General features: G+C 66.5%; 21 protein-coding genes and 1 tRNA gene. 17 read left to right on the top strand and 5 right to left on the bottom strand.

From position 1 onward, the window contains the following. Positions 1-551: 551 nt before the first annotated feature. Positions 552-1,058 carry a hypothetical protein gene (locus VIL42_07685; protein ID HEY8592730.1) on the bottom strand — a complete coding sequence of 169 codons (507 nt, stop codon included), beginning with the start codon at positions 1,056-1,058 and terminating at the stop codon, positions 552-554. A gap of 47 nt (positions 1,059-1,105) precedes the next feature. After that, on the bottom strand, positions 1,106-1,591 hold the full coding sequence (locus tag VIL42_07680; GenBank protein ID HEY8592729.1) for a helix-turn-helix domain-containing protein: 486 nt from the start codon (positions 1,589-1,591) through the stop codon (positions 1,106-1,108). A gap of 297 nt (positions 1,592-1,888) precedes the next feature. Between VIL42_07680 and VIL42_07675 the strand changes: the two genes are divergently transcribed. Further along, positions 1,889-3,124 (top strand): site-specific integrase, encoded by a 1,236-nt coding sequence (locus tag VIL42_07675; GenBank protein HEY8592728.1) that lies wholly within the window; start codon positions 1,889-1,891, stop codon positions 3,122-3,124. A gap of 33 nt (positions 3,125-3,157) precedes the next feature. Here the strand turns inward: VIL42_07675 and VIL42_07670 are convergent. Beyond that, positions 3,158-3,233 (bottom strand) — tRNA-Ala (locus tag VIL42_07670). Positions 3,234-3,466: 233 nt separating this feature from the next. On the opposite strand from VIL42_07670, the gene VIL42_07665 reads away from it, so the two are divergent. Beyond that, positions 3,467-4,738, top strand: coding sequence for a DUF2171 domain-containing protein (locus VIL42_07665; protein ID HEY8592727.1), 1,272 nt, complete (start codon positions 3,467-3,469; stop codon positions 4,736-4,738). Between the two features lie 111 nt (positions 4,739-4,849). Beyond that, the gene (locus tag VIL42_07660) at positions 4,850-5,836 is read left to right on the top strand and encodes an NADP-dependent oxidoreductase (GenBank protein HEY8592726.1); all 987 of its coding nucleotides are present in this window, start codon (positions 4,850-4,852) and stop codon (positions 5,834-5,836) included. Here the strand turns inward: VIL42_07660 and VIL42_07655 are convergent. Then, positions 5,833-6,735 carry a neutral zinc metallopeptidase gene (locus VIL42_07655; GenBank protein HEY8592725.1) on the bottom strand — a complete coding sequence of 301 codons (903 nt, stop codon included), beginning with the start codon at positions 6,733-6,735 and terminating at the stop codon, positions 5,833-5,835. The two genes, VIL42_07660 and VIL42_07655, sit on opposite strands and share 4 nt — an antisense overlap. An 81-nt stretch (positions 6,736-6,816) precedes the next feature. Here VIL42_07655 and VIL42_07650 point away from each other — a divergent pair, with 81 nt between their 5' ends. From VIL42_07650 to VIL42_07620, 7 genes are all read left to right on the top strand, one after another. Continuing rightward, positions 6,817-7,584 (top strand): 3-hydroxybutyrate dehydrogenase, encoded by a 768-nt coding sequence (locus VIL42_07650; GenBank protein ID HEY8592724.1) that lies wholly within the window; start codon positions 6,817-6,819, stop codon positions 7,582-7,584. 11 nt (positions 7,585-7,595) lie between these two features. Further along, positions 7,596-8,219, top strand: a complete 624-nt coding sequence (locus VIL42_07645) for a DUF4893 domain-containing protein (protein ID HEY8592723.1) — start codon at positions 7,596-7,598, stop codon at positions 8,217-8,219. An 81-nt stretch (positions 8,220-8,300) separates the two neighbouring features. Further along, complete coding sequence (prsK, locus tag VIL42_07640; GenBank protein HEY8592722.1) at positions 8,301-10,355, top strand: XrtA/PEP-CTERM system histidine kinase PrsK; 2,055 nt, start codon at positions 8,301-8,303, stop codon at positions 10,353-10,355. Beyond that, a complete protein-coding gene (prsR, locus tag VIL42_07635; protein ID HEY8592721.1) occupies positions 10,352-11,710 on the top strand; it encodes a PEP-CTERM-box response regulator transcription factor in 1,359 nt (452 codons plus the stop codon). The genes prsK and prsR overlap by 4 nt, the downstream gene beginning before the upstream one ends. Positions 11,711-11,812: 102 nt before the next feature. Continuing rightward, entirely contained in the window at positions 11,813-12,319 is a 507-nt protein-coding gene (locus VIL42_07630) for a hypothetical protein (protein ID HEY8592720.1), read from the top strand. A 2-nt stretch (positions 12,320-12,321) separates the two neighbouring features. Beyond that, positions 12,322-13,023, top strand: coding sequence for a hypothetical protein (locus tag VIL42_07625; protein ID HEY8592719.1), 702 nt, complete (start codon positions 12,322-12,324; stop codon positions 13,021-13,023). Between the two features lie 20 nt (positions 13,024-13,043). After that, a complete protein-coding gene (locus VIL42_07620; GenBank protein HEY8592718.1) occupies positions 13,044-13,724 on the top strand; it encodes a hypothetical protein in 681 nt (226 codons plus the stop codon). A 3-nt stretch (positions 13,725-13,727) separates the two neighbouring features. On the opposite strand, the gene VIL42_07615 is transcribed toward VIL42_07620, so the two are convergent. Continuing rightward, complete coding sequence (locus VIL42_07615) at positions 13,728-15,641, bottom strand: ATP-binding cassette domain-containing protein (GenBank protein HEY8592717.1); 1,914 nt, start codon at positions 15,639-15,641, stop codon at positions 13,728-13,730. 148 nt (positions 15,642-15,789) lie between these two features. Here VIL42_07615 and VIL42_07610 point away from each other — a divergent pair, with 148 nt between their 5' ends. The 7 genes from VIL42_07610 to VIL42_07580 all read left to right on the top strand — a co-directional run bounded on the left by VIL42_07610 (position 15,790) and on the right by VIL42_07580 (position 24,584). After that, positions 15,790-16,089 carry a hypothetical protein gene (locus VIL42_07610; protein ID HEY8592716.1) on the top strand — a complete coding sequence of 100 codons (300 nt, stop codon included), beginning with the start codon at positions 15,790-15,792 and terminating at the stop codon, positions 16,087-16,089. A gap of 118 nt (positions 16,090-16,207) precedes the next feature. After that, entirely contained in the window at positions 16,208-16,873 is a 666-nt protein-coding gene (locus tag VIL42_07605) for a response regulator transcription factor (protein HEY8592715.1), read from the top strand. A gap of 68 nt (positions 16,874-16,941) precedes the next feature. Then, on the top strand, positions 16,942-18,282 hold the full coding sequence (locus VIL42_07600) for a HAMP domain-containing sensor histidine kinase (protein ID HEY8592714.1): 1,341 nt from the start codon (positions 16,942-16,944) through the stop codon (positions 18,280-18,282). A gap of 86 nt (positions 18,283-18,368) precedes the next feature. Further along, positions 18,369-20,393: a M13 family metallopeptidase gene (locus VIL42_07595; protein ID HEY8592713.1), complete on the top strand. Its 2,025-nt coding sequence runs from the start codon at positions 18,369-18,371 to the stop codon at positions 20,391-20,393. A gap of 40 nt (positions 20,394-20,433) precedes the next feature. Further along, complete coding sequence (locus tag VIL42_07590; protein ID HEY8592712.1) at positions 20,434-21,447, top strand: polyprenyl synthetase family protein; 1,014 nt, start codon at positions 20,434-20,436, stop codon at positions 21,445-21,447. Positions 21,448-21,458: 11 nt separating this feature from the next. Continuing rightward, complete coding sequence (hrpB, locus tag VIL42_07585) at positions 21,459-23,975, top strand: ATP-dependent helicase HrpB (GenBank protein HEY8592711.1); 2,517 nt, start codon at positions 21,459-21,461, stop codon at positions 23,973-23,975. 15 nt (positions 23,976-23,990) lie between these two features. Further along, a complete protein-coding gene (locus VIL42_07580) occupies positions 23,991-24,584 on the top strand; it encodes a YdeI/OmpD-associated family protein (GenBank protein HEY8592710.1) in 594 nt (197 codons plus the stop codon). Positions 24,585-24,587: the final 3 nt, after the last annotated feature.

Here is a 24,587-nt window from a genome sequence, read left to right as displayed (position 1 = left end):
TCCCGTAGGTGCTGCCGGTGTGGGGGACTCACGGTGTCTAGAGTGAGCTCCGTGAGCCAAAGCTTGGAGGGACTGAGCTTTGCCAGGACGATGTAGATGCCCAGGAGCTCCGTCGCTCGTTGATGGTCGCTCGTGAATAGGAACTCAAAGCACCCCACACCCGTGGAGCAGAAGAATAACCTCATGGTATAAGACCTCAGTGGTTTGTTGACGATGAGGTCATCGTAACCCTGCGCTCTCATGGAAGCGGGCGGCTTCTAGTTGGCTTCGCTTGGGTTCTGTCGCAGTCGGTAGCGGCCGCTGGCCGCTACCAGGCGGCACCTTCGCTTCGCTGCGGCGCTCGCCTATTCTTCTTACGACACTTGCTTCATGGAAGGAGCACCTACTCCCTGTAGTCTTCCACGGTTCAGGATCACCGCGCCGCTCTTCGCCGCAGCGTCCGACCTGACGGACCGGGAGTTCGTCGCGAGCATCTTGTGATCACAAGATTCACTCGTGCCGGGGCTCCGCGTCCGCGCGACGATCGGGGACGCATCGATGCCGATGGCTATTTAGTGCGTCCGAGGTTTTCGGCGCGCGGGCGTCCGCTGCAAGCAGGCGGCGGAGGGACGCTTCACGAGCTTGTCGCTGCGGTGGAAGTCCCAAGAGTGTAGGTAATAATGGTCTCGGCGGTAGGCTTCCTTGGTGGAATACCACGCCTTGCCGTCGTCAGGATTGGCATCAATGGCCAGGCTTGCAGACTGCCCAGCAACCGAGCGCCAGATGTCCTCCAACTTGCGCTCCCACGGCAACATCCGGCGCTCACCAAGATATTCATCCGACAGATCAGCGAAGCAATGCAGGTGGGGGTTCGTGTCCAGCTTCTCTGGGAACGCGATCAGGCGGAGCCGATCATGCGAGTTCCGCAAGTGCACATGCTTGCATTGTAATACATACCGATCGATTCCGAGGCAGAAGCCGGCGAGCATACGCTGCAAAATCAACGGAGTGATAGCGTCGTGCCGGTTTGGCGCGAGATCGATCGAGTGGGTGGAGCTTGTCATTGCCCACTCCACCAAGCCTCTCCTCCTAGAGACGGTAGACATCGGGGAAGCCAGCTGCTCGATCACCGGCGCAGGGCCTTCTCGATCGAACGCCGATCTTCATCCGCGAGGCCGCTGACAGCGCTGTCCGGCCGGAGGTCACGGACAAGCTCGACCGTCGTCAGCTCGGCTGGTGCGAGCCAGCGCCGACGCGGGTTGCGAGCAGCAACTACCTCTTCGAGGACAGCGCGAGTGTCCGATGGTAGCTCGTCAAGCGAGCATCCGGCGATCGACTCCAGCCGGCGCACAGTCTTCTCGGACGAGTAGGAGATGTTGAAGAGCGTCGTGAAGTCGACTTCAGGGAAGCGCTGCTCCAGAACCGCGAGCAACAAGTTGTTTGGGTCGAGATCGAGTGCTTTGGCGATGTCCTTCGCCCGATCAATCGGGATTGGCACACGCCCAACAGTCATGTGGCTTAACACAACGGATGATTTGTAGCCGAGCTGGCTTGCTACATCCCGTTGGGAGCGTCCTGCCGCCTGCGCAGCCTTCATAGCAGTCTCGAGCATGACCTGCGCCCGCGTGCCCTGCAGAGGATAGTCGCCTGTTAGTGAGTGCATGGTATCTCGCACTTGATTTGTCATGGTTGTGCGAGTATACACAATCGTGATGACACCGGCAACCCCTCACGAAAGGCCCAGTAAGCCTAATCTCTCCCACCCGATCTTTGGGTTCACGGAGCGACTGCGTAGTGCCGCTCGCACCGGCCGCAAGCTCCACCTGGAGCCGGAGCATGTGCGGCTTCTGCTGTCGGAGGAGGTCTACGGCGTGATCAGCGCAATGGAAGCAAAGGAGATGAGAGCCGCATGCGACGCCGTAACCGTCAACGACAACGACATCAGGTTGGAGACTTCTGGCTCTGGCAGCGGCCGGACAGCGGCACCTGGAACATCTGCTGGCTCGAATGTGATTCCAATGGACGCGGCGTCACGAGGCGCCTCGCTAGTTCTGCGCGAGGAGGCAGCCCTGATGCGCCGCCGCAAGAAGCTCTAGACGCGCTCGCGGCTCACCATATCGCATACACCCAACCGAAGAAGCAGACGAAGGAAGAAGCGCTGGTGGAGGCGCTCATGGCCGAGTGGCTCAAGCACCATGTTTCCAACCTCGCTGCTCCCGATCGGTATATCTATTCCGTGGATCAGTGGATTGTCTTCTTTGAAGAAGAACGCAGGCACGGCCGCATTAAGGCGCCGACGGTCACTGAGCTTACGCCTGACCTCCAAGCGCGCTTTCGCACTTGGCGCGCTTCATCGGGCGTCGGTGGGCACACAATCGATCGTGACCTTGCTGCACTCCGCGGCGCGCTGTCCTGGGCTTGGAAGGTCCAGCGCATCGATCACCCGCCTTTCATCGCGAGTGTTCCCACGCACCAGAAGGCACCTCCGCGGGATCGTGTCCTCTCGATCGACGAGGTCGCGGCCATTATGGACCAGTGTGCGGGGAAGCCGGAACGAGAGCATGTCATCCGCTTCATTGTCTTGGAGCTTGGAACCGCCGGTAGGCCGGAAGCCGTATTGGAGCTCACCGACGCCAACATCGACCTTAAGCGGAACCTGATCGATCCCCGTCAGCCGGGCAAGGTGCATGCGCGGAAGCGCCGCGCCATCGTCCCAATCGCTAAGGCCGTGCGGCCGTGGGTCGAGGGGATCCAGGGCAAACTAATCAAATACAAGGTGCCGATCGCCGAGAAGAACCGCATCCCCGGCGGTCCGACGCACTTCGAGCGCGACACTTCAAGCATCAAGACGAGTTGGAACAGCGTCTGCGATGACGCAGGCGTTCAAGGAGCCACACCGAAAACACTTCGGCACACGATGCTAACCTGGTTGGCCGAACGCGGGGTTCCCTCCGAACAACGGCAAAAGCTTGCCGGCCACAGTCCCCAGGGGACCACGGCGCGCAACTACGAGCACCTGTCACCCGATTATCTGCAGGAAGCAGTCGCCGAGATCGATGCGTTCTTCGACGAGCTGTCGAAGCGCACGAAGGTCCACTTGCGATACGCTGGCGATACGCAGCAAGACCAGCCGCTGGCCGCCTGACAAGGTAAGTCATTGATTTACAACGCCGGCGGCTGGTGGAGCTGAGGGGAATCGAACCCCTGACCTCTGCAGTGCGATTGCAGCGCTCTCCCATCTGAGCTACAGCCCCGCGCCTTCAGCCGGCCTTCGGACCCGATGGGACGGGTCACGGAAAGAGCGGCTCCCCTAGCCGCTTGTTTTTCCCCTTGCAACGCTTGTCCCACAGGACATTCGGCCCGCCGATTCTACGGCCGTTCCAAGCGCTCGCGCAGGAACGTCGCCTGCCCGACCTTCGTTCTCCCTGCTGACAATTCAAGCCGGCTGCCGCCGGCCGACTGACGCATGCAAAAGGAGGACACCCCGATGGCTTACGACCGCTACGACAGGGAGCACGAGCGCGACCGGCGCGACGAGCGTTCCGAAAGCGAATGGTTCGGCGGCCGCGACCGGCACGACCGCCCCCACCGGTCGCACCATGACCGCGACGAACGCGGCTTCTTCGAACGGGCCGGCGAGGAGATTTCGTCCTGGTTCGGCGGCGGCAGCGACCGCGACCGGCACGGCCGCGACGATCATCGCGAAGAACGCGGCATGTGGCGCGGCGAACGCGAGCATGGGCGCGACCGCGGCTACGACCGCGAACGTTCGCAGATGAGCGATCGCCATCGCGGTTCCGACCGGAACTTCAACGAGAACCGCGGCGTGTTCAGCCGCGGCGGATCGAGCGAAAGCGATTATAACAGCAGCTGGCGCCGCAACATCTGGGGCGGCGGCGAGCGTGACGATGAGCGCCGCTACCGTAGCCAGGAAGAGCATGGTCGCGGTCGCGAGCAGGGCCGCTCGCGCGAAGAGCGGGAATATCGCCCGATGGCCGGCGACTATGGCCGCGGCAGCGACCACGAATCGCGCCAATTCTTCGCCGCCAGCGGCGTCGGCCAGCGCAGCTTCGGCGGCCACGACCGCGGCAATGACCGTGATCGCGACCGCGAACGCGGCTTCGGCGATTTCCGCCGCGAATCCGACCGGTCGGAGGGGCCGTGGAGCCGCGACGAATATCGCCGCACCAGCTTCGCCGGCTCGCGCAAGGACGATCGCGACTTCGATCCCAATTATCGCGACTGGCGCGAGCGCCACATGAGCGAGATCGATCGCGACTATCACGATTATCGCCGTGAACATCAGTCGCGCTTCGAAAACGACTTTTCCGGCTGGCGCGGAAAGCGCGAGGAGAAGCGCGGGCTTCTCGGCCGCATCCGCGAGCATATGGAAGTCGTCGGCAGCGACGGCGAGCATGTCGGCACCGTGGACAAGGTCGCGGGCGACCGCATCATCCTGACCAAGTCCGACCGCGACGCCGGCGGGCATCATCATTCGATCGGCTGCTCGACCATCGACCGCGTCGAAGGCGAGCGCGTGATCCTCGACTGTTCGGCGCGCGACGCCCGTAATCGGTGGCGCGACGAGGAACGGGGCCGCGCCTTGTTCGAGCGCCACGAGGACCGTGGCGGCGACGGGCCGCACATCCTCGAACGCAGCTTCTCCGGCACTTACGGCGAGCGCGGCCGCGAGCATGGCCGCGACCACGACCACGACCGTGAACGTGGCCGCGACCGCACCCGCGATCGCGACCGGTAACGCTTAGCCTCGACCAGGAGGCTCCCTCGGGCCCGGCGGCGCGTCCCCTTCGCCGCCGGGCCTTTTCATGCCCGCGCTCCGCCCCTAGCAGCGAGCTGAAGGAGACAGCGGATGGCAAGAGCGTGGCACCTCAAGAGCAGGCCGCAGGGCATGCCGACGGCCGATAATTTCGAGCTCAAGGATTATGCTTTGCCGGAGCTTGCCGACGGCATGATCCGCGTCCGCAACAGCTTCCTGTCCGTCGACCCGTACATGCGCGGCCGCATGAACGAGTCCAAGTCCTACATCCCGCCGTTCCAGATCGATGCGCCGATGGAAGGGGGCGCGGTCGGCGAAGTCCTTGAGAGCAAGGCGGACGGCTTCGCAGCCGGCGACCTCGTCGTTCACATGGCCGGCTGGCGCGACGAAGCGGTGATCCCGACCAAGGGCGTCCAGAAGATCCCGGACGTCGGCGCACCGCCGGAAACATTCCTCGGCGTTCTCGGCATGCCGGGCGCCACCGCTTACTTCGGCCTCCTCGATGCCGCCGCGGCGAAGGAAGGCGACATCGTGTTCGTGTCCGCCGCCGCCGGCGCGGTCGGCTCGGCCGTCGTGCAGATCGCCAAGGCGAAGGGCATGACGGTCATCGGCTCGGCGCGCGGGCAGGAAAAATGCGACTTCGTCCGTTCGCTCGGCGCCGACCAGGCCATAGACTATACCGCCGGACCGATCATCAAGTCGCTCAAGGATGCCGCGCCCGACGGCGTCGACGTCTATTTCGACAATGTCGGCGGCGACCATCTCGACGCCGCATTCGCCCGGGCCCGGCTGCACGCCCGCTTCGCTTTGTGTGGCATGATCGACGGCTACAACAGCAGCGAGCCCGCGGCCTTCCGCTACATCATCCGCACCATTGCCATGCGGATCACCATCAAGGGCTTCCTCTACGGCGACTATGTCAGCCGCCTCGGCGAATTCTACCGCGACATGGGCGCTTGGGTCGCTAGCGGCGCGGTCAAGCCGAAGCACACCGTCAAGCAGGGCCTGGAGCAGGCGCCCGACGCCTTCCTCGGGCTCTTCACCGGCGAGAACACCGGCAAGATGCTGGTGCGCGTCTAGCGGTTGAACTTGCAGGCGGCGGGGTCGCCGGTCTGCAGCCCTGTCCGGAGCGCGGCCATCCGCTGCGCCGACGTGCCGTGCGTGAAGCTCTCCGGCACCACGCGGCCCTGCGACTGGCGCTGAAGCGTATCGTCGCCGATCGCTTCGGCCGCCCTCATGCCCTCTTCGACGTCGCCGGGCTCGAGCGCCGACGTGCCGTCCGGCGCCTTGGCGCGCGCCGCCCATACGCCGGCATAGCAATCGGCCTGGAGCTCGACGCCGACCTGAATCGCATTGCCTTCGGCCTTGCTGGCGCGCGCCTGCGAATTGTGCGCCTGGTCGAGCGTGCCTTCGAGGTTCTGGACATGGTGCCCGACCTCGTGCGCAATCACATAAGCGCGGGCGAAATCGCCCGACGCGCCGAAGCGGTTCTGAAGCTCGTTGAAGAAGGTCGGGTCGAGGTAGATGCGGCTGTCGTTCGGGCAGTAGAACGGCCCCATCGCCGCCTGACCGAAGCCGCAGCCGGTCTGCGTGCCCGACGTATAGGCGACCATCTGCGGTTCGCGGTAGGTCTGCCCGCTGCGGCGGAACAGGTCGGTCCACACCGCGTCCGTGTTCGACAGCACCGCGGGCAGGAACCGCGCCGTTTCCGGATCGAGCCGGGACTGGCCGGCTGATCCCGACTGGGTCGGCTGCGAGCCGGTGCCGCCGGGAAGGATCCCGCCGCCGCCGCCGCCGCCGAACGACTGAAGCGCGCAATAGCCGAGCAGCAAAATCAGGACTCCGACCATGCCGAAGCGGCTGGCGATCAGCGGCAGCAGGCAGCCGAGCATGTTGCCGCCGCCGCCGCCGAATCCGCCGCCGCCGCTGCGGCCCGTCATGTCGAAAAAGTCCTTGTCGCCGCCGCCACCTAGCCGCATCGCATGCCTCCTGTTGCGCTTGCGTAATGCGCAGGCGGCGGAGCGGTTGCATTTCCGACCTACGCCGTCATTGGAGCAGCCATGACTCTTCAAGGCAAAGTCGCGCTCGTCACCGGGTCCACGTCCGGCATCGGACTGGCGATCGCCAAAACGCTCGCCGGCGAAGGCGCGAAGCTGATGATCAACGGCTTCGGAGATCCTGCGGAGATCGAACGATTGTGCGCGGAGCTCGGTGCGATCCACGACGGCGCCGACATGTCGAAACCCGACGAAATCGAGCGCATGATGCGCCGCTGCGCCGACGAGCTCGGCGGCCCCGACATCCTCGTCAACAATGCCGGCATCCAGCACGTGTCGCCCGTCGAGGATTTCCTGCCTGAGAAATGGGACGCGATCCTGGCGATCAACCTGTCGTCGGCGTTCCACACGACCCGCCTCGCCGTGCCGGCGATGAAGCAGAAGAAGTGGGGCCGGATCATCAACACCGCGAGCGCCCACAGCCTCGTCGCGTCGCCCTTCAAGAGCGCTTATGTCGCGGCCAAGCATGGGATTGCCGGCTTCACCAAGACGGTCGCGCTCGAAGTGGCGACGAGCGGCATCACCGTGAACTGCATTTCGCCGGGCTATGTCTGGACGCCGCTCGTCGAAAAGCAGATCCCCGACACGATGAAGGCGCGGAACATGACGCGCGAGCAGGTGATGAACGACGTGCTCCTCGCGGGCCAGCCGACCAAGCGCTTCGTCACGCCCGAGGAGGTCGCGGCGCTGGCGCTCTTCCTGTGCCGCGACGAGGCTGCCTCGATCACCGGCACCAACGTCAGCATGGACGGCGGCTGGACCGCTGCTTAGGCTTACCGGCGATGCGCATGCCCCTCCTGCTTTCCGCCCTCTTCGTCTGCTCCGGCTGCAATGTGCTCGAGCAGCCGTCCGGGCTGATCCCGCGCTGGACGAGCGCGTGGCGCGAAGTGGCCGCGCCCGTTGACCGCCAGCGGCTCGCCGGCTGGCGCTCGACCTTCGTCAAAGCGGTCGCGGCCGCGAAGAAGAGCGGCCACGCCCAGGACATCGCCCGCGAAGGCGCGCTGCTCGACCCCGATGCGGCGCTGAATTCGCCCGCGATCCCGAATGGCGATTATCGCTGCCGCGTCATAAAGCTCGGCGCCAAAACGCAAGGCATGCTCGACTATGTCGCTTATCCGGCCTTCCGCTGCCGGATCAGCGCCGACCGCCAGCTGCAGCGGCTCGACAAGCTGACCGGCTCCCAACGCTACGTGGGTCTAATCTTCCCCGGCGATGCGGTGCGCCAGGTGTTCCTTGGCACGCTCGTGCTCGGCGACGAGACGCGGGCGATGCAATATGGCCAGGATTCGACGCGCGACGTCGCCGGCCATCTCGAGCGGATCGGCGATCGGCGCTGGCGGCTGGTCATGCCGGAGCCCCGTTTCGAGTCCCAGGTGGACGTGATGGAGCTGGTCCCCGCCGCCTAGTAAAACGCGGCCGTTCACTACTTCTTTGTAAAGTTTAGCGACACCCGTCCGCATGTCGGCGGGTTTGACAGTGAGGGCCGAGTGAACGGCCTCATCAACTTCTGGAGCCACGCGCTGGCTGCGGCGCTGTTCGGCGCCTTGACGCTGTGGCGGCTGCGCGATGCCGCGCGGCAGCCCGCGCAGCGACTGCTCGCCGCCGCGTTCGCGCTAACCGCCTGCTGGGCTTGGCTGTCGGGCGTCACTCCTGGCGACACCGTCACCAGCTACGCCGAGAGCGCCCGCAACCTGCTGTGGATCAGCATGCTCTACAGCCTCTCGGCTGCCGGCGAAGACCGTGAGCATGGGCTGAAGCTCGTCTATGGCGCCGTCGCCGCCGTCGTGGGCCTCTCCTTCATCGGCGACACGCTTGAGCTGTTCGCGCCGACGGCGGCCCTTGCGCAGACGGGCCTGATCCTCCGCACTACCGCCGCGGCCGGCGCGCTGGTCCTCGTCCACAACGTCTACGGTCAGGCGGCGCCGGCGAGCCGATCGCACATCCGCTCGGCGATGCTCGGGCTCGCGGCGATGTGGATGTACGACCTCAACCTCTACACCATGCTCTATCTCGGGTCGGGCAATCCGTACTGGCTGCTCGAGTGGCGCGGGCTGGCGATGGCATTCGCCGCACCCTTGTTCATGCTTGCGACCCGGGGCGACAGCGGCTGGCGCATTCGCCTGTCGCGCGCCGCCACCTTCCAGTCCCTCTCGCTGCTGGCGATCTGCGCTTACTTCGCGCTGATGGCGATCCTCGCCACCGCCCTTCGCGGCGCAAGCGCCGACTGGTCGACCGGCCTAATGATCGCGGCGCTCGCCGCGATGACGGTCACCGCCATGGTCCTGCTGCCGAGCCCGCGCGCCCGCAGCTGGGCCAAGGTCAAGGTCGCCAAGCATTTGTTCGAGCATCGCTACGACTATCGCAGCGAATGGCTTCGCTTCACCGAAACGCTCGGCCGCGAAGGGCTCGACGCGCCGCCGCTCGGGGAGCGGATCGTCAAGGCGTTCGCCGACATCATCGATGCGCCCGGCGGCGTCCTGCTCACCAATGACGGCGGAGGCGTCGCGCTCGCCGCCTCCTCCGATTGGCCCGGTGACGGCTTTCCTACCGAGATCTCGGCCGACACCGCGCAGCTGTGGAGCGACGTCGAAGCGTCCGGGCGCATCGTCGAGTTTGACGCGCTGCGGCACGGCTGGGCGTCCACGGCCGACAAGAAGCTGTCCGTCCCCGAATGGCTCCTTGGGGAGCAAGCTGCCTGGGCCGCCGTCCCGCTTCTCCACCAGCAGCGGCTGATCGGCCTCGTGATCCTCGCCGCGCCCGACTATCGCCGCCCGCTCGACTGGGAGGATTTCGATCTCCTCAAGACGGCAGGCAATCAGGCCGCCAGCTCGCTTGCCGAAGCGCTTGGCCAGGAAGCGCTCGCCACTGCCCAGCGCTTCGAGGAGTTCAACCGCCGCTTCGCCTTCATCCTCCACGACATCAAGAATCTGGTCAGCCAGCTGTCGCTGCTTGCGCGCAACGCCGAGCGCCACGCGGACAATCCCGAATTCCGCGCCGACATGGTCGCGACGCTGCAATCCTCGGTCGGCAAGATGAACGACCTGCTCGCGCGCCTTGCGCCGCACAATTCGGCGCGCGTGCAGCGCGTCGAGGCGCGGCCGCTGCGGCCGATCCTCTCCGCGGCAATCGCCGCCAAGCGCCGCCAGCGCGACGTTCAGCTGCTCGGCGACGCGGGCGCCTGCGCCCTCCTCGACGCGCCCGCGCTCGAGCAGGCGGTCGGCCATCTGCTCCAGAATGCGCTCGACGCCAGCAGCGGCACGCCGGTCGTCGTCCGCGTCTCCGCCGCCAACGACAGCGTCAGCATCGCCATCGCCGACCAGGGCGTCGGCATGGATGGCGAGTTCATCCGCAACCGCCTGTTTCAGCCGTTCGCATCGACCAAGCCGAGCGGCTTCGGCATCGGCGCATTCGAGGCGCGCTCCCTGATCGCGGCGATGGGCGGGCGCCTCGGCGTCGACAGCCGCCCCGGCCAGGGCACCACCTTCACCATCACCTTGCCGGCCGCCGAGATGGCCGCCGAACCCGAACGGAAGATCGCATGAGTGACGAACCCAAAGTGCTTCTCGTCGTCGAGGATGACGAAGGACTGCAGCGCCAGCTCAAGTGGGCCTATGACGGCTATCAGGTGGTCTGCGCGAGCAACCGGGCCCAGGCCATCGAGGCGCTCCGCACGCACGAGCCCGCCGTCGTCACGCTCGATCTCGGCCTTCCGCCCGATCCGGACGGCACCGACGAAGGCTTCGCTGCTTTGGCCGAGATCCTGCGCCTGAAGCCCGATACCAAGGTCGTCGTCGCGACTGGCCACGGCGCTCGCGAATCCGCGATCCGCGCCATCGCCATGGGCGCGTACGACTTCTACAAAAAGCCGGTGGACATCGACGAGCTCGGTCTGATCGTCGCCCGCGCGTTCCATCTCCATGCGATCGAGGAAGAGAAGCGCCGGCTGGAAAGCGGCAGCGGCGCAGCCGTGCTCGGCTCGATCATCACCGCCGCCCCCGAATTGCTGAAGGTCGCGCGCACTATCGAGCGCGTCGCGTCCGCCGACGTTTCCGTCATGCTCCTGGGCGCCAGCGGCACCGGCAAGGAACTGCTCGCCCGCGCCGTCCACGACAAGAGCGGGCGCAAGGGCGAGTTCATCGCCATCAACTGCGCCGCGATCCCCGAAAACCTGCTCGAGGCCGAGCTGTTCGGCTACGAACGCGGCGCCTTCACGGGCGCGGTCAAGTCGACCGTCGGCAAGGTCGAGCTGGCCCAGGGCGGCACCCTGTTCCTCGACGAGGTCGGCGACATTCCGCTCCCGCTCCAGGTCAAGCTGCTGCGCTTCCTCCAGGAGCGGGTGATAGAGCGCATCGGCGGCCGCCAGCCGATCGCCGTCGACACGCGCATCGTCTGCGCGACTCACCAGGACCTCGACGCGATGATCGCCGAGGGCCGCTTCCGCGAGGACCTCTATTACCGCCTCGCCGAAATCGTCGTGACGATCCCCGCCCTGGCCGAGCGCTCGGGCGACGCGGTCCTGCTGGCCCGCCATTTCGTCAATCGCTTCGCCCGCGAGCTCAACCCGACCGTCCAGTCGCTCAGCCCCGACGCCATCGAGGCAATCGAAGGCTACGCCTGGCCCGGCAACGTCCGCGAGCTCGAGAACCGCATCAAGCGCGCGATCATCATGGCCGACGGCAAGAGCCTGACCGTCGCCGACCTGGACCTGCCCTCATCCGCCCGCGCCGACGATCATTTGCCGATCAATCTCCGCGCCGCGCGCGAGGTCGCCGACCGCAAGGCGATTCGCCAGGCGATGAGCCGCACCGACAACAACATCTCCGGCGCCGCCAAGCTGCTCGGCATCAGTCGACCGACCCTCTACGACCTGTTGAAGCAATACCAGCTGCAGGCCTGACCGGGCAGCTTTGCAATCTGGGGCATGGCAAGCCGCCCCGTCTGTGGTATCGGATGGGATGTCAGTGGCTTAGGGCCGCCGGCTCAAGGGGGTGTTTTTCAGATGCTGCGTATCCTGTTGCTTGCGGGGGGTATTGCCCTTGCACCTGTTGCTTTCCTTTCCGCGGCTCCCGCCGCGGCCCAGTCGACCGGCAAGTGCGACAATCCGGTACAGAAAGCGAAGCGCTCGATGTTCGGCAGCTTGCTCGGCAACATCGGCAACAGCGTGCTCGGCCGCGTCGGCGCGCCCAGCCAAGTCATCTCGCTCGCGGCCCCGGTCACCTCCTATCTCGGCGATGAGCTGTTGAAGATGCTGGACTGCAAGGAACAGCAGCAGGCCGCCAAAGCCACGGAGGACGCGGTCCGCGGCGGCGTCGGAACCGAAGTCAGCTGGACAAGCGAAAGCCGCGCCAACGTGTCGGGCGTGTCCAGGGTCACGGGCCAGGAACAGCTCGCCGACGGCGGCACCTGCCTGACGGTCACCGATGTCGTCATCGTCGATGGCGAGGAAACGACGGTCCCGAAGAAGATGTGCCGGGCCAAGGGCGCAAGCGCTTTCGCCAAGGCCTGAGCATGCTCGCCGACTGGTTGAAGGCGCTGCTCGCCGCACCTTTGCTGCTGCTGAACCTGTCGGCAGCAGACCCGATGGATCCTGCCAACCCGAGCTGTCCGAAGTCGCTCAACTGGTCGACTTATCCGGAGATGAAATTCTCCACCGAGACGATTGACGGCGTCCGCGTGCTCAAGGCCGAGGGGCAGATCGACGAGGATGTTGCGCTTCGCCTCGAAGAAGCGATCAAGGCAGAGGACCCGCAGGAAATCTGGCTTCGCTCGCCCGGCGGCAACGCCCGCGCCGGCAATGCCGCGGGCAAGGTCATTCGCAGTTCGATGATCCCGACGCGCATCCCACCGGGCTGGGCCTGCTTCTCGGCTTGCAACTTCATGTTCATGGGCGGCGCGATCCGCTTCGTTGATCCCGGCGCCCACTTCGTGGTCCACATGTTCACCCACGTCGGCGACAAGGATGCCGTGCGTTCCGAGCTCAAGAAGGGCGCCGACCATGCGATCGGGATGATCGGCGAGGTCGAACAGGATTCTGCGCTGCTCGCCAGCGAAGACAATGATTTCCTCATCAGGATGGGCGTCTCCCGCAAGCTGCTGACGGAAGTCATGTACCAGCAGAAAGCCGTTTCCGGCGGCAGCGGTGACACGTCGAGCCGGCGGTGCCTGACGCGCGAGGAAGCTTTCAAGTACAATGTCGCGAACGCGCAATGAGGAAGGTCCAAGTCATGCGAATGAAGCCGCTCATCTATGCCGCAGCTGCTGCCCTTGGCCTGGCTTCGACCGGAGCCGTTGCCGCCGTCGTCGTCGTGAAGTCGCTCGGTCCCTCGGCAAAGGCCTACCCACCGGGGAAGACTCTCTCGGCGAGCACCAAGATCACGCTGAAGGGCGGCGACGTGGTGACCATCCTCGGCCCCGGTTCGGCGCGCACCTTGCGTGGCCCGGGGAGCTTCGACACGACCCAGGTGAGCCTCAACAGCGCCGCCGCTCAACGCGGCCGCTTCGGCGCGCTTCGCACCGGCGATACCGCGCGCAGCCCCAGCCTGTGGGACATCGATGTCACGCAAAGCGGCAAGGTGTGCGTCGCGGATGCGAAGAAGGTCCAGCTGTGGCGGCCCGACAGCGAAGCTGCTGCGACGGTAGAGATCCGCACCGCCGACGGAACCCCGCAGCAGCTGAAGTGGGCCGCCGGCAAGGCGCTCGCGGCCTGGCCGACCGCGATGCCGGTGTCGACCGGTGCTCAATTCGAGATCGCTCCGGCGAACGGCGCTGACAAGAGCAAGCTGGAAGTCGTCACGCTCGCGGCAGTGCCCAAGGATCCGGTCGCGCTCGCCCAGCTGCTGATCGAAAAGGGCTGTGAGAACCAGCTCAACATGCTGGTCGCCGACGCGCTTAAAGCGAGCGCCGCCAAATAGGGCCTAGCCCAGCCCTTCCGCCATCTCCGCCACCTCGAGCCAGCGCAGCTCCATGGCTTCGATTTCGGCGCGGTGGCGGGCGATGGCGCCCGTAAGTTCGGCGAAGCGCTTCGGCTCGCGCGCATAGAGGTCCGGGTCGGCCAGTGCCGCTTCGGCCTTGGCGATCTCCCCCTGCAGCCGCTCGATCTCGGCGGGAAGGCGATCGAGGTCGCGCTGGTCCTTGTAGCTGAGCTTTCCCCTCCCCTTCAGGGGAGGGGCAGGGGTGGGGCTGTTCTTAGCGTCGCCCCCACCCCGCTCGCTAACGCGAGCTGCCCCTCCCCTGAATGGGAGTGCAGGACGCGCCTCGGTCCGCTGCCGCACCCAATCCTCATAGCCGCCGGCAACCACATCGATCCTGCCTGACCCGTCGAGGCCCAGCGTGATCGTCACCGTCCGATCGAGGAAATCGCGATCGTGGCTGACCAGCAACACCGTGCCTTCATATTCGGCAATCACTTCCTGCAGCAGGTCGAGCGTCTCGAGGTCGAGGTCGTTGGTCGGCTCGTCGAGGACCAGCAGGTTCGCCGCCCGCGCGAATTCGCGGGCAAGCAGCAGGCGCGACCGCTCGCCGCCCGACAGGGAGCCGATCGGCGCGTCGGCAATCGCCGGGTCGAACAGGAATTCCTTCAAATAGCCCTTGATGTGCTTCTTGGTGCCGCGGACCTCGATCCAGTCGCCGCCGTTAGCCAGCACGTCCTTAACCCGCTTGGACGGGTCCATCAGCTTGCGCTGCTGGTCGATGATGATTCCCTGCAGCGTCTTCGCCAGCGTCACCGTCCCGCTGTCCGGCTCCATTTCGCCGGTGAGCAGCTTCAGCAGCGTCGTCTTCCCCGCGCCGTTCGGCCCCACGACGCCGATCCGGTCCCCCCGCTGCACCCGCAGGGAGAAATCGCGGATGATGACCCGCTCTTCCAAGTCCGTTCGCCCTGAGCTTGTCGAAGGGCTGATTTCTTTTTGAGAGTTAACGGACAGGGCTTCGACAGGCTCAGCCCGAACAGATGCGGGGAACGACTTCGACACATTCTCCGCGTCGATCACCGTCTTCGACCGAACGTCGTCCTTGGCCAGCGCCAGCTTCGCCGCGCCGACCGCGCCAAGCATCGCCGCCCGCTGCGCGCGCATCTCGTTGAGCTTCGCCAGCCGTCCCTGGTTGCGCCGCCGGCGGGCCGTGACTCCCCGCTGCAGCCAGTGAAGCTCGATCTTCAGCTTCGCATCCAGCTTCTCGGCGGCACGCGCCTCTTTCTCGTAAACCCGCTCGGTCCATGCGTCGAAACCGCCAAACCCGATCTCCGCCCGCCGCAGGTCGCCACGGTCGAGCCAGATGCAGCTGCGCGTCAGCCGCGTCAGGAAGGTGCGGTCGTGGCTGATGACGATGAACGCGCCCCTGAAGCGCTTCAGCCAGTCCTCGAGCCACTCGATGGCGCCGAGGTCGAGATGGTTGGTGGGCTCGTCGAGCAGCAGGACGTCGGGATCCTGGGCCAGCGCCCGCGTGATCGCCGCGCGCCGCCGTTCGCCGCCGCTTGCCGTGGACGTCGGGCGTGACAGGTCGATGCCGAGCTGGTCCGCGATCGCGGCCGCCTCATGCGCTTCCGGCGCTCCGTCGCCGCCGACCACCCAATCGTGCAACGTTTCGAAGCCGTCCATCTTCGGGTCCTGCTCCAGAAGCACGACCTTCGTGCCCGGCACGATGGTGCGCCGCCCTTCGTCGGTGTCGATGAGCCCGGCAAGGCACTTCAGCAGCGTCGTCTTGCCGGCCCCGTTGCGGCCGATCAGCGCCAGCCGGTCGCGCTCGCCGACGTACAGGTTGAGGCCGCGGAACAGCCAGCCTTCACCCTGGATCAATCCAAGGTCTTCATAGGTAAGGATCGGCGCGGCCATGGCGCCGCCCTAGCGAAGGACCAACGCTGTCGTGAACCCTTATGTGGCGGATCGGCAACGCCCGGCACCTGAACGGGCCCAAGGTCCTGTGTTCATAGTCAATTCAATGGCCGCTGGTAGAAAGGACTTCGACAGCTTGAGTCGAGTGATGAACCTTTTGCGTACCCTTCTCGTTGCCGGCGTTCTTGCTGCCGGCCTGACCAGCGCTCCGGCGCTGGCCGATCCCCCGCGCGAATCGCAGCAGGCCTTCAAGGGACGCCTGCAGGGCCGCTCCATGCCGCTGCCGCAGCTCGAGCGCCGCGTAATCCCGTTCATGGGCGGTGCGGACTATCTCGGGCCGGAGCTCAACGGCGGCACCTACCGCATGAAGTTCATCCAGGATGGCCGCGTGATCTGGGTCGATGTCGATCCCCAGACCGGCCGGATCATCCGTCGCTCCGCGCCCTGAAGGCTCGTTCCGGCAGCGCATTGACTTTTCCGCCGCCGTTCCCAGTTGTTTCGTTAAAGCAACCTCTCGCCGCAACGCGTGTTGGGGCCATGAACCTGAACAGCTCCGGGGAGCATTGATGCGCGTTCTCATCGTCGAAGACGAACCCAATCTCGGCCGCCAGCTGCGCTCGACGCTCGAAGGCGCCGGCTATGCGGTCGATCTCGCCACCGATGGCGAAGACGGCCATTATCTCGGCTCCACCGAGAATTACGACGCTGTGATCCTCGATCTCGGGCTCCCCGAAGTCGACGGACTCACCGTCCTCGACCGCTGGCGCAAGGAAGGCCGCAAGATGCCGGTCCTCGTCCTGACCGCGCGCGACAGCTGGTCGGACAAGGTGGCGGGCCTTGACGCGGGGGCCGACGACTATCTCGCCAAACCTTTCCAGACCGAGGAATTGATCGCGCGGCTTCGCGCGCTGATCCGCCGCTCGTCCGGCAATGCGTCCAGCGAGCTGATCGCGGGCGACATCCGCCTCGATACCCGCTCGGGCAAGGTCACCAAGGCCGGCGAGCCGGTGAAGCTGACGGCGCAGGAATACAAGCTCCTGTCCTATTTGATGCACCACAAAGGCAAGGTGGTCAGCCGCACGGAGCTGATCGAGCATATCTACGACCAGGATTTCGACCGCGACTCCAACACCATCGAAGTATTCGTGACGCGCATCCGCAAGAAGCTGGGCGCTGACGTGATCACCACCATCCGCGGCCTCGGCTACAGCCTGGAAGAGCCGGCCTCTTGAACCGCTTATCCGCCGCACCTGTAGCGGCGGAGGCGGAGCCTGCCGCAGCCAAGCCGAGGCGTCCGCGCATCGGCTCGCTAACCCGTCGTATGATCGGCGTCGCCGCATTGTGGATCGCGGCACTGCTGCTGACCGGCGGCTATGCACTGGACCGCGTGCTGTCGCGTTCGATTGTCGACAGCTTCGACAACCAGATCCTCTTCATCCTCAACTCGATGGTCGCGTCGTCGGAGATCGGCCCCGACGGCGAAGTGCGGTTCAACCGCCCGCCCGCCGACCAGCGCTTCGTCGAACCTTATTCCGGCCTCTACTTCCAGATCAGCGGCACCGGCGTCGAAACCTTCCCGTCCCGGTCGCTGTGGGACCGGCGGCTCGAAGTCTCGGGCGGTCACAAGGACGTCGACCCGCATCTCTACAACAGCGACGAATTCTCGACCGCCGGCCACGCCGAGCCGCTGCGGATCGCCGAGCGCGACGTGCGGCTGCCGGGCTCGGACGTCTGGTGGCGCTATCAGGTGGCCCAGTCGCGCGACACCATCGACCAGCAGATGAGCCGCCTTCGCGCCACCTTGTTCTGGAGCTTCGCCGCGCTCGGCTTCGGCCTCCTGATCCTCGCCGCCTTGCAGACCGTGTACGGCCTCTGGCCGCTGCGCCGCGTCCGCCGCGAAGTCGCCGCGATCCGCTCCGGCGAAAAGACTCGGGTGGGCGACAATTTCCCGGCCGAAATCCGCCCGCTGACCGAAGAAATCAACCAGCTGCTCAGTCACAGCGAAGACCAGGCCGAGGAAGCGCGCCGCCACGCCGGCAACCTCGCCCATGCGCTGAAGACGCCGTTGACCGTCATCACCAATGCCGCGACGGCGCGCTCGCCGGACCTCGCCGACACCGTCTGCCGCGAAGCGGTGGTGATGCGCCGCCAGGTCGACCACCATCTCGCGCGCGCCCGCGCCATCGGCCGCCGAGCCGCGGCCCAGGCGCGCAGCCGCGTCTGGGACAGCGTCCAGGCGGTGCAGCGCGCGGTTGACCGCCTCTACGAACATGTGACGATCGACATTGCCGGCGCCCGCGAGGCCGAGGTTCGCGTCGAGCGCCAGGACCTCGACGAAATGCTTGGCAACCTCATCGAAAACGCCGCCAAATATGGTGGTGGGCGCCTGTTCGTGACGGTCGAGCCGCAGGGCAAGTTCGTCGATATCGTCATTGAGGACGATGGACCCGGCATCCCCGAAGAGCGCCGCGGCGAGCTCTTCACCCGCGGCGCGCGTCTGGACACGACCGGCAAGCCCGGCACCGGCCTCGGCCTCGCGATCGTCCGCGACGTCGCCGAAATCTACGGCGGCCGGATCTCGCTCGAGGAGAGTGAAGACCTGGGCGGGCTCCTTGCCCGCCTGACGCTGCCCGCCGGCTAAGCGCCACCGCCGTTCGTCGAACGGCCTTTTGACGAACCATCGCGCTGCCGCCATTCTGCCGGCCACACCGGGGTAGGAGTTTATCGATGAAGTTCAGGGTTTTGGCGCTCGCGGCCGCGAGCTTGTTGGCGATCGGTGCGACGGCTGACGCGGCGCCGCCGAAGTTCGGCAGCTGGGGCTATGACGCAGCGGCCATGGACCGGGCCGTGAAGCCCGGCGACGACTTCTGGAACTACGTGAACGGCGCGTGGGCGGCGCGCACGGAGATTGCGCCCGACCGCACCTTTGTCGGCATCGATTCCGTGCTCAACGACCAGATCGAAAAGGACGTCCGCTCGATCATCGAAGCCAAGGCCAGGGACCCGCAGACGTCGGGCAAGCTCGGCCAGCAGATCGGCGATTTCTACGGCAGCTGGATGGACACGCAGGCAATCGAGCAGCTCGGCACCAGACCGCTCCAGCCTTACTTCAAGCAGATCGCCGATGTCCGCACCAAGACGGAGCTTGCGCGGCTGTTCGGCGCCGCCGGGTTCGCGTCGCCGATCAATCCCTACATCCAGCCGGCCAACGACGATCCGACCCGTTATGTCGTCACCCTCTACCAGGGCGGCCTCGGCATGCCCGGACGCGATTATTATCTGCTCAAGGGCGCCAAATATGACGCGTTCCGCGCCGCCTATCGCGCCTATGTGACGAAGGTTCAGGAACTCGCTGGCATTCCCGATGCGGCCGCCAAGGCCGACCGCATCATGGCGCTTGAAACCGCCATTGCGAAGGTGATGTGGACGCCCGAGCAGAGCCGCGACGCCAAGGCGACCGATAATCCGATGACACTGGCGCAGCTTCGCGCGTACGCGCCGAGCTTCGCCTGGACGCCGTTCCTCAAGGAGCTGAAGCTCGCCGACGAGAAGCGGGTCGTCGTCGCGCAGAAGAGCGCCATCCGCGACGAAGCCAGGCTGGTCGCCTCGACGCCGCTGTCGACCTGGAAAGACTGGCTCGCCTACCGCTTCGTCAGCGACCATGCGCAATATCTGCCTGCCGCGTTCGATGAAGCGCGGTTCAACTTCTATTCGAAGACGCTGCGCGACGTGCCGGTGCAGCGCGACCGCTGGAAGCGCGGCGTCGACATCGTCAACGGCGCGCTCGGCGAAGGCGTCGGCAAATTCTACGTCGACGAACATTATCCGCCGGAAAGCGACCGCCAGATGGGCGAGCTCATCGCCAACATCCGCGCCGCGCTCGAAGAGAAGATCAAGACCAACAGCTGGATGGACGAGCCGACCCGAAAGCAGGCGCTTGAGAAGCTCGCCAGCTTCGACCCGCGCACCGGCCACCCGAAGGAATATATCGACTATTCGTCGCTCGACGTGCGCCGCGACGACCTGCTCGGCAACGTCATCCGCTCGTCCGACTTCGACTGGAACCTGCTCGTCGAGCGGATGAAGAAGCCGGTCGACAAATCGCTCTGGGACATGCTCCCGCAGACCAACAACGCTTATTACAATCCGTCGACCAACCAGATCACCTTCCCCGCCGCGATCCTGCAGCCGCCTTATTTCGACCCGAACGCCGATCCGGCGTCGAACTACGGCAGCATCGGCGCGACTATCGGTCATGAGATCGGCCACGGTTTCGACGACCAGGGAAGGCTTTACGACGCGCAAGGGCGCCTGCGCGACTGGTGGACCCCGGCCAGCGCCAATGCCTACAACAAGCAGGCGCAGGCGCTCGTGAAGCAGTATGACGAGTATGAGCCGATCCCGGGCGTCCGCATCAAGGGACAGCTGACGCTCGGCGAGAATTTGGGCGACCTCGGCGGCCTGGAAATCGCTTATGCTGCCTACCGCCGCTACGTCGCCGAACATGGCGAGCCGCCGGTCATCGACGGCCTAACCGGCGACCAGCGCTTCTTCATCGCCTACGGCTACAGCTGGGAAAGCAAGTTCCGGGAAGGCGCGGTCCGTGCCCAGCTGCTCAGCGACCCGCACTCGCCGTCCAAGTACCGGGTCAACGGCGTCGTCCGGAACATGGACGCCTGGTACAAGGCGTTCAACGTGCAGCCCGGCGACAAGCTCTATCTGCCGCCGGAGCAGCGCGTCCACGTCTGGTAGGCGGCTAGGAAAAACGGCGCTGCCCGGCTAGGGCGGCGCCGTGTCCGCCACCGTCCACCCGCTGACCGGCCAGCGTCCGCCCTCGCTCGACGCGCTGATGGCGCTCACCGCCGCCGACATGAACGGCGTCAACGCCGTCATCCTCGAGCGCATGCAGAGCAAGGTCGCGCTGATCCCGGAGCTTGCCGGCCACCTGATCGCCGGCGGCGGCAAGCGCATGCGGCCGATGCTGACCCTCGCGAGCGGCACCCTGCTCGGCTACCCCGGCACCCGCCACCACAAGCTCGCCGCCGCCGTCGAATTCATCCATACCGCGACGCTCCTCCACGACGATGTCGTCGACGGCTCGGGCATGCGTCGCGGCAAGCGCACCGCCAACCTCATCTGGGGCAATCCGGCCAGCGTCCTGGTCGGCGACTTCCTCTTCTCCCGCGCCTTCGAACTGATGGTCGAGGACGGCAGCCTCAAGGTGCTGAAGATCCTCAGCCACGCCTCCGCCGTGATCGCGGAAGGCGAGGTCGACCAGCTCACCGCCCAGCGGCAGGTCGACACCGACGAAGACCATTATCTCCACATCATCAGCGCCAAGACCGCCGCTTTGTTCGCCGCCGCCTGCCGCGTTTCACCGGTGGTCGCCGAGGCCAGCGAAGCCGCCGAGCTTGCGCTCGATGCCTATGGCCGCAATCTCGGCATCGCTTTCCAGCTGACCGACGACGTCATCGATTATGCATCCGACGCCGCCACCATGGGCAAGGGCGTCGGCGACGACTTCCGCGACGGCAAAATGACGCTTCCGGTGATCCTCGCCTACGCGCGCGGCAGCGATGAGGACCGCAGCTTCTGGCGCGCGGCGATCGGCGGCGAGCGCATCTCGGACGAGGACCTCGCCCATGCGACCGGCCTCCTGAATTCGACGGACGCGCTTGCCGACACGGTCGAGCGCGCGCGCCAATATGCCCGCCGGGCCATCGACGCGCTCGCCATGTTCCCCGCGAGCAAGGCCAAGTCGGCGCTGACCGAAGCCGCCGAATTCGCGGTCGCCCGCGCTTACTAGCGCGCGCGCCAATGCGCCTGCCGATCGACGAAGTCCTCCCCGAACTGCTTGCCTCATTGCGCGAGCACGATCGAGCGCTGCTGATCGCCCCGCCGGGCGCCGGCAAGACCACCAAGGTCGCGCCCGCGCTTCTCGATCAGCCCTGGTGCGGCGGCCAGATCCTGCTGCTCGTCCCGCGCCGCCTCGCCGCCCGCGCAGCCGCCGAGTTCATGGCCGCGGCGCTCGGGCAAAAGCCCGGCGAAACGATCGGCTACGCAACCCGCCTCGACAGCAAGGTCGGTAAGGCGACCCGCGTCATCGCCATGACGCACGGCGTCTTCCTGGCGCGCATCGAAGCCGACCCGGAACTCGCCGGCGTCTCCGCCGTCCTGTTCGACGAAGTCCACGAACGCAGCCTCGACAATGACCTGGCGCTCGCTTTCGCGCTGGACGCCGCAAGCGCGCTCCGTCCCGACCTGAAGCTCCTCGCCATGTCGGCGACACTCGATGCCGACCGCTTCCGCCGCCTGCTCGGTGAGCCGCCTGTCATCACCAGCGAGGGCAAGAGCTTCCCGCTCGAGATCCGCCACATCGGCCGCGACGCCGCCGCGCGGATCGAGCCGCAAATGGCGTCCGCTATCCGAAGCGCGCTCGGCGAGCATGAAGGCTCGCTGCTCGCTTTCCTGCCCGGCGTCGCCGAGATCGAGCGTACCGCCGACGCGCTCGGATCGCTGGCGGTCGATGTCGACCTGCATAAGCTCCACGGCGGCATCGACCCGGCGGCCCAGCGCGCCGCCCTCGCACCGCCGCCCCCGGGCAGGCGCAAGCTGGTCCTTGCCACCAGCATCGCGGAAACCAGCGTCACGCTGCAGGACGTGCGCATCGTCATCGACAGCGGCCTCGCCCGCCGCCCGCGCTACGACCGCGGCGCCGGCCTCACTCGCCTCGTCACCGAACGGGCAAGTCGCGCCGCCGCCACCCAGCGCGCGGGCCGCTCGGCGCGTCAGGCGCCCGGCGTCGCCATCCGGCTGTGGGAAGAAGCCGCAACCGCTTCGATGCCGGCCCACGACCCGCCCGAAATCCTTGAAGCCGACCTCTCTGCGCTCCTTCTCAGCTCCCTTTTGTGGGGGGAAGCCGACCCGCGCCGCCTGCCCTTCATAGACCCGCCGCCGGCCGCCGCGCTCGACGAAGCGCGCAAGCGCCTGACGACCCTCGGCGCCATCGACGAAGACGGCCGCATCACCGACCACGGCCGCGCCATTGCCGCGCTGCCGCTAGAGCCGCGCCTCGCCCACATGCTCATGGATGCGAGCGCGCTCGGCATTGGCGCCGCCGCCGCGGACGTCGCCGCATTGCTCACCGAGCGGGGCCTCGGCGGCAACGACCCGGACCTCGAACTGCGTTGGCGCCGTTGGCAGAACGACCACTCGCCCCGTGCCGAGGCGGCCAGAAAGATGGCGGCCAATTGGCTGCACAGGACTCCCCTCTCGCTTGCGGGGGGGGCTGGGGGAGGGCCTGTTCAGCGCGACAGACACTCCCTCCCCCCGACCCCCTCCCGCCCAGCGGGAGGGGGAGAATATATCGCCGCAGCTCTCGCGCTCGCTTTCCCCGATCGCGTCTCCCGCCGTCGCGACGCCTCGGGCGAAAGCTGGCAGTCAGTGGGCGGCCGCGGCTTTCGCCTCGACCCCGCCTCCCCGCTGGCAAGCAGCCAGTGGCTCGCTGTCGGCGAAGTAGCAGGTGCCGCATCGGGTGCCCGCATCCTCTCCGCCGCGGCGATCGACGAGAAAGACGTGCTCGACCTCTTCGCCGACCGGATCGAGATCCGCCAGGACGGCGACTTCGACCCTGCGACCGGCTCGGTCACCCCGACGCGCAGCCGCCGCCTTGGCGCAATCCGCCTGTCGTCGGGACCCGACCCAGAGCCTGATCTCGAAGCAATTGCCGCTGCCCTCCTCGAAGGCCTCCGCGACCATGGGCTACACCTGCTGCCATGGGACGAACGCGCGACCCAGCTCCGCCACCGCGCCGCCTTCGCGCACCGCTTCGACGACAGCATCCCGGCGCTCGACGAGGAAACGCTGCTCGACCGCGCCGACGAATGGCTGGCCCCGCTCCTCACCGGCAAGCGCCGCCTGTCAGACATCCCGCCGCACGCGCTCGCCTCCGCGCTCGAAACCCTGCTCGGCTACGACGCCGCACGAAAGCTCGACCGCCTCGCACCCGCCGAATTCGCCAGCCCCGCCGGAAGTCGCCACGTAATCGATTACGCCGCGCCCGGCGGCCCGATTGTGGAAGTCCGCGCCCAGGCGTTGTTCGGCCTCGCCCAGCACCCGATGCTGGCCAATGGCGCCGTCCCCCTGACGCTCGCCATCACCTCGCCCGCCGGCCGGCCGATCCAGACCACCAAGGACCTGCCCCGCTTCTGGGCGGGAAGCTGGCGCGAGGTCGCCAAGGACATGCGCGGCCGCTATCCCAAGCACCCTTGGCCGGACGATCCGGCAAGCGCCGCCCCGACCCTCAAGACCAAGCGCGCGTCGCAGCGCGGATGATGGTAGAAGGCGAGCATGGCCACCGACCCGCGCATCGACGCCTATATCGCCAAGGCGCAGCCGTTCGCCCAGCCGATCCTCGAGAAGGTTCGGGCGCGCGTGCACGCCGCGCTTCCTGACGCCGAAGAGACGGTGAAGTGGGGCATGCCCGCCTACACCTTTGGCGGAAAGATCGTCGTCATGACAGCCGCGTTCAAAGCCCATGCCGCGCTCAACTTCTGGCGCGGGCAGGAGATTGGCGATGGCGCTGCAAAGCCCGGCGCCATGGGCCAGTTCGGCAAGCTCAAATCCCTCGACGACCTGCCGCCCGATGCCGATCTCGACCAGCTGATCCGCGAAGCCGCGGACCTCGCGAAGTCCGCCCCGGCGCCGCGCAAGCCGAAGGCTGCCAAGCCGGCACCAGAGATGCACTCGCAATTCGCCGCCGCGCTCGCCGACGCTCCCCAAGCGAAAGCGACCTTCGATGCCTTCCCGCCGTCCTGCCGCCGCGAATATCTCGAATGGATCGCGGAGGCGAAGCAGGACGCCACGAGAGCCAAGCGCATCGCCACCGCCGTCGAATGGCTAAGCGAAGGCAAGCGGCGGAACTGGAAATATGAAAAGTGCTGAGTC

Origin of the sequence: Sphingomicrobium sp. (assembly GCA_036563485.1) — a bacterium.
Taxonomy (GTDB): Bacteria; Pseudomonadota; Alphaproteobacteria; order Sphingomonadales; family Sphingomonadaceae; genus Sphingomicrobium.
Note: the sequence above shows the minus strand (reverse complement) of the source record. Positions and strands in the feature narration are given on the sequence as shown.

Bases quoted from the DNA above. Each gene is read 5' to 3' on its own strand.
- VIL42_07650 (HEY8592724.1), top strand. From the start codon at position 6,817: ATGACTCTTCAAGGCAAAGTCGCGCTCGTCACCGGGTCCACGTCCGGC.
- VIL42_07680 (HEY8592729.1), bottom strand. From the start codon at position 1,591: ATGCTCGAGACTGCTATGAAGGCTGCGCAGGCGGCAGGACGCTCCCAA.
- VIL42_07675 (HEY8592728.1), top strand. From the start codon at position 1,889: ATGCGACGCCGTAACCGTCAACGACAACGACATCAGGTTGGAGACTTC.
- VIL42_07625 (HEY8592719.1), top strand. From the start codon at position 12,322: ATGCTCGCCGACTGGTTGAAGGCGCTGCTCGCCGCACCTTTGCTGCTG.
- VIL42_07605 (HEY8592715.1), top strand. From the start codon at position 16,208: ATGCGCGTTCTCATCGTCGAAGACGAACCCAATCTCGGCCGCCAGCTG.
- hrpB (HEY8592711.1), top strand. From the start codon at position 21,459: ATGCGCCTGCCGATCGACGAAGTCCTCCCCGAACTGCTTGCCTCATTG.
- VIL42_07655 (HEY8592725.1), bottom strand. From the start codon at position 6,735: ATGCGGCTAGGTGGCGGCGGCGACAAGGACTTTTTCGACATGACGGGC.
- VIL42_07660 (HEY8592726.1), top strand. From the start codon at position 4,850: ATGGCAAGAGCGTGGCACCTCAAGAGCAGGCCGCAGGGCATGCCGACG.
- VIL42_07665 (HEY8592727.1), top strand. From the start codon at position 3,467: ATGGCTTACGACCGCTACGACAGGGAGCACGAGCGCGACCGGCGCGAC.
- VIL42_07595 (HEY8592713.1), top strand. From the start codon at position 18,369: ATGAAGTTCAGGGTTTTGGCGCTCGCGGCCGCGAGCTTGTTGGCGATC.
- VIL42_07615 (HEY8592717.1), bottom strand. From the start codon at position 15,641: ATGGCCGCGCCGATCCTTACCTATGAAGACCTTGGATTGATCCAGGGT.
- VIL42_07610 (HEY8592716.1), top strand. From the start codon at position 15,790: ATGAACCTTTTGCGTACCCTTCTCGTTGCCGGCGTTCTTGCTGCCGGC.
- VIL42_07645 (HEY8592723.1), top strand. From the start codon at position 7,596: ATGCGCATGCCCCTCCTGCTTTCCGCCCTCTTCGTCTGCTCCGGCTGC.
- prsR (HEY8592721.1), top strand. From the start codon at position 10,352: ATGAGTGACGAACCCAAAGTGCTTCTCGTCGTCGAGGATGACGAAGGA.
- VIL42_07580 (HEY8592710.1), top strand. From the start codon at position 23,991: ATGGCCACCGACCCGCGCATCGACGCCTATATCGCCAAGGCGCAGCCG.
- VIL42_07630 (HEY8592720.1), top strand. From the start codon at position 11,813: ATGCTGCGTATCCTGTTGCTTGCGGGGGGTATTGCCCTTGCACCTGTT.
- VIL42_07620 (HEY8592718.1), top strand. From the start codon at position 13,044: ATGAAGCCGCTCATCTATGCCGCAGCTGCTGCCCTTGGCCTGGCTTCG.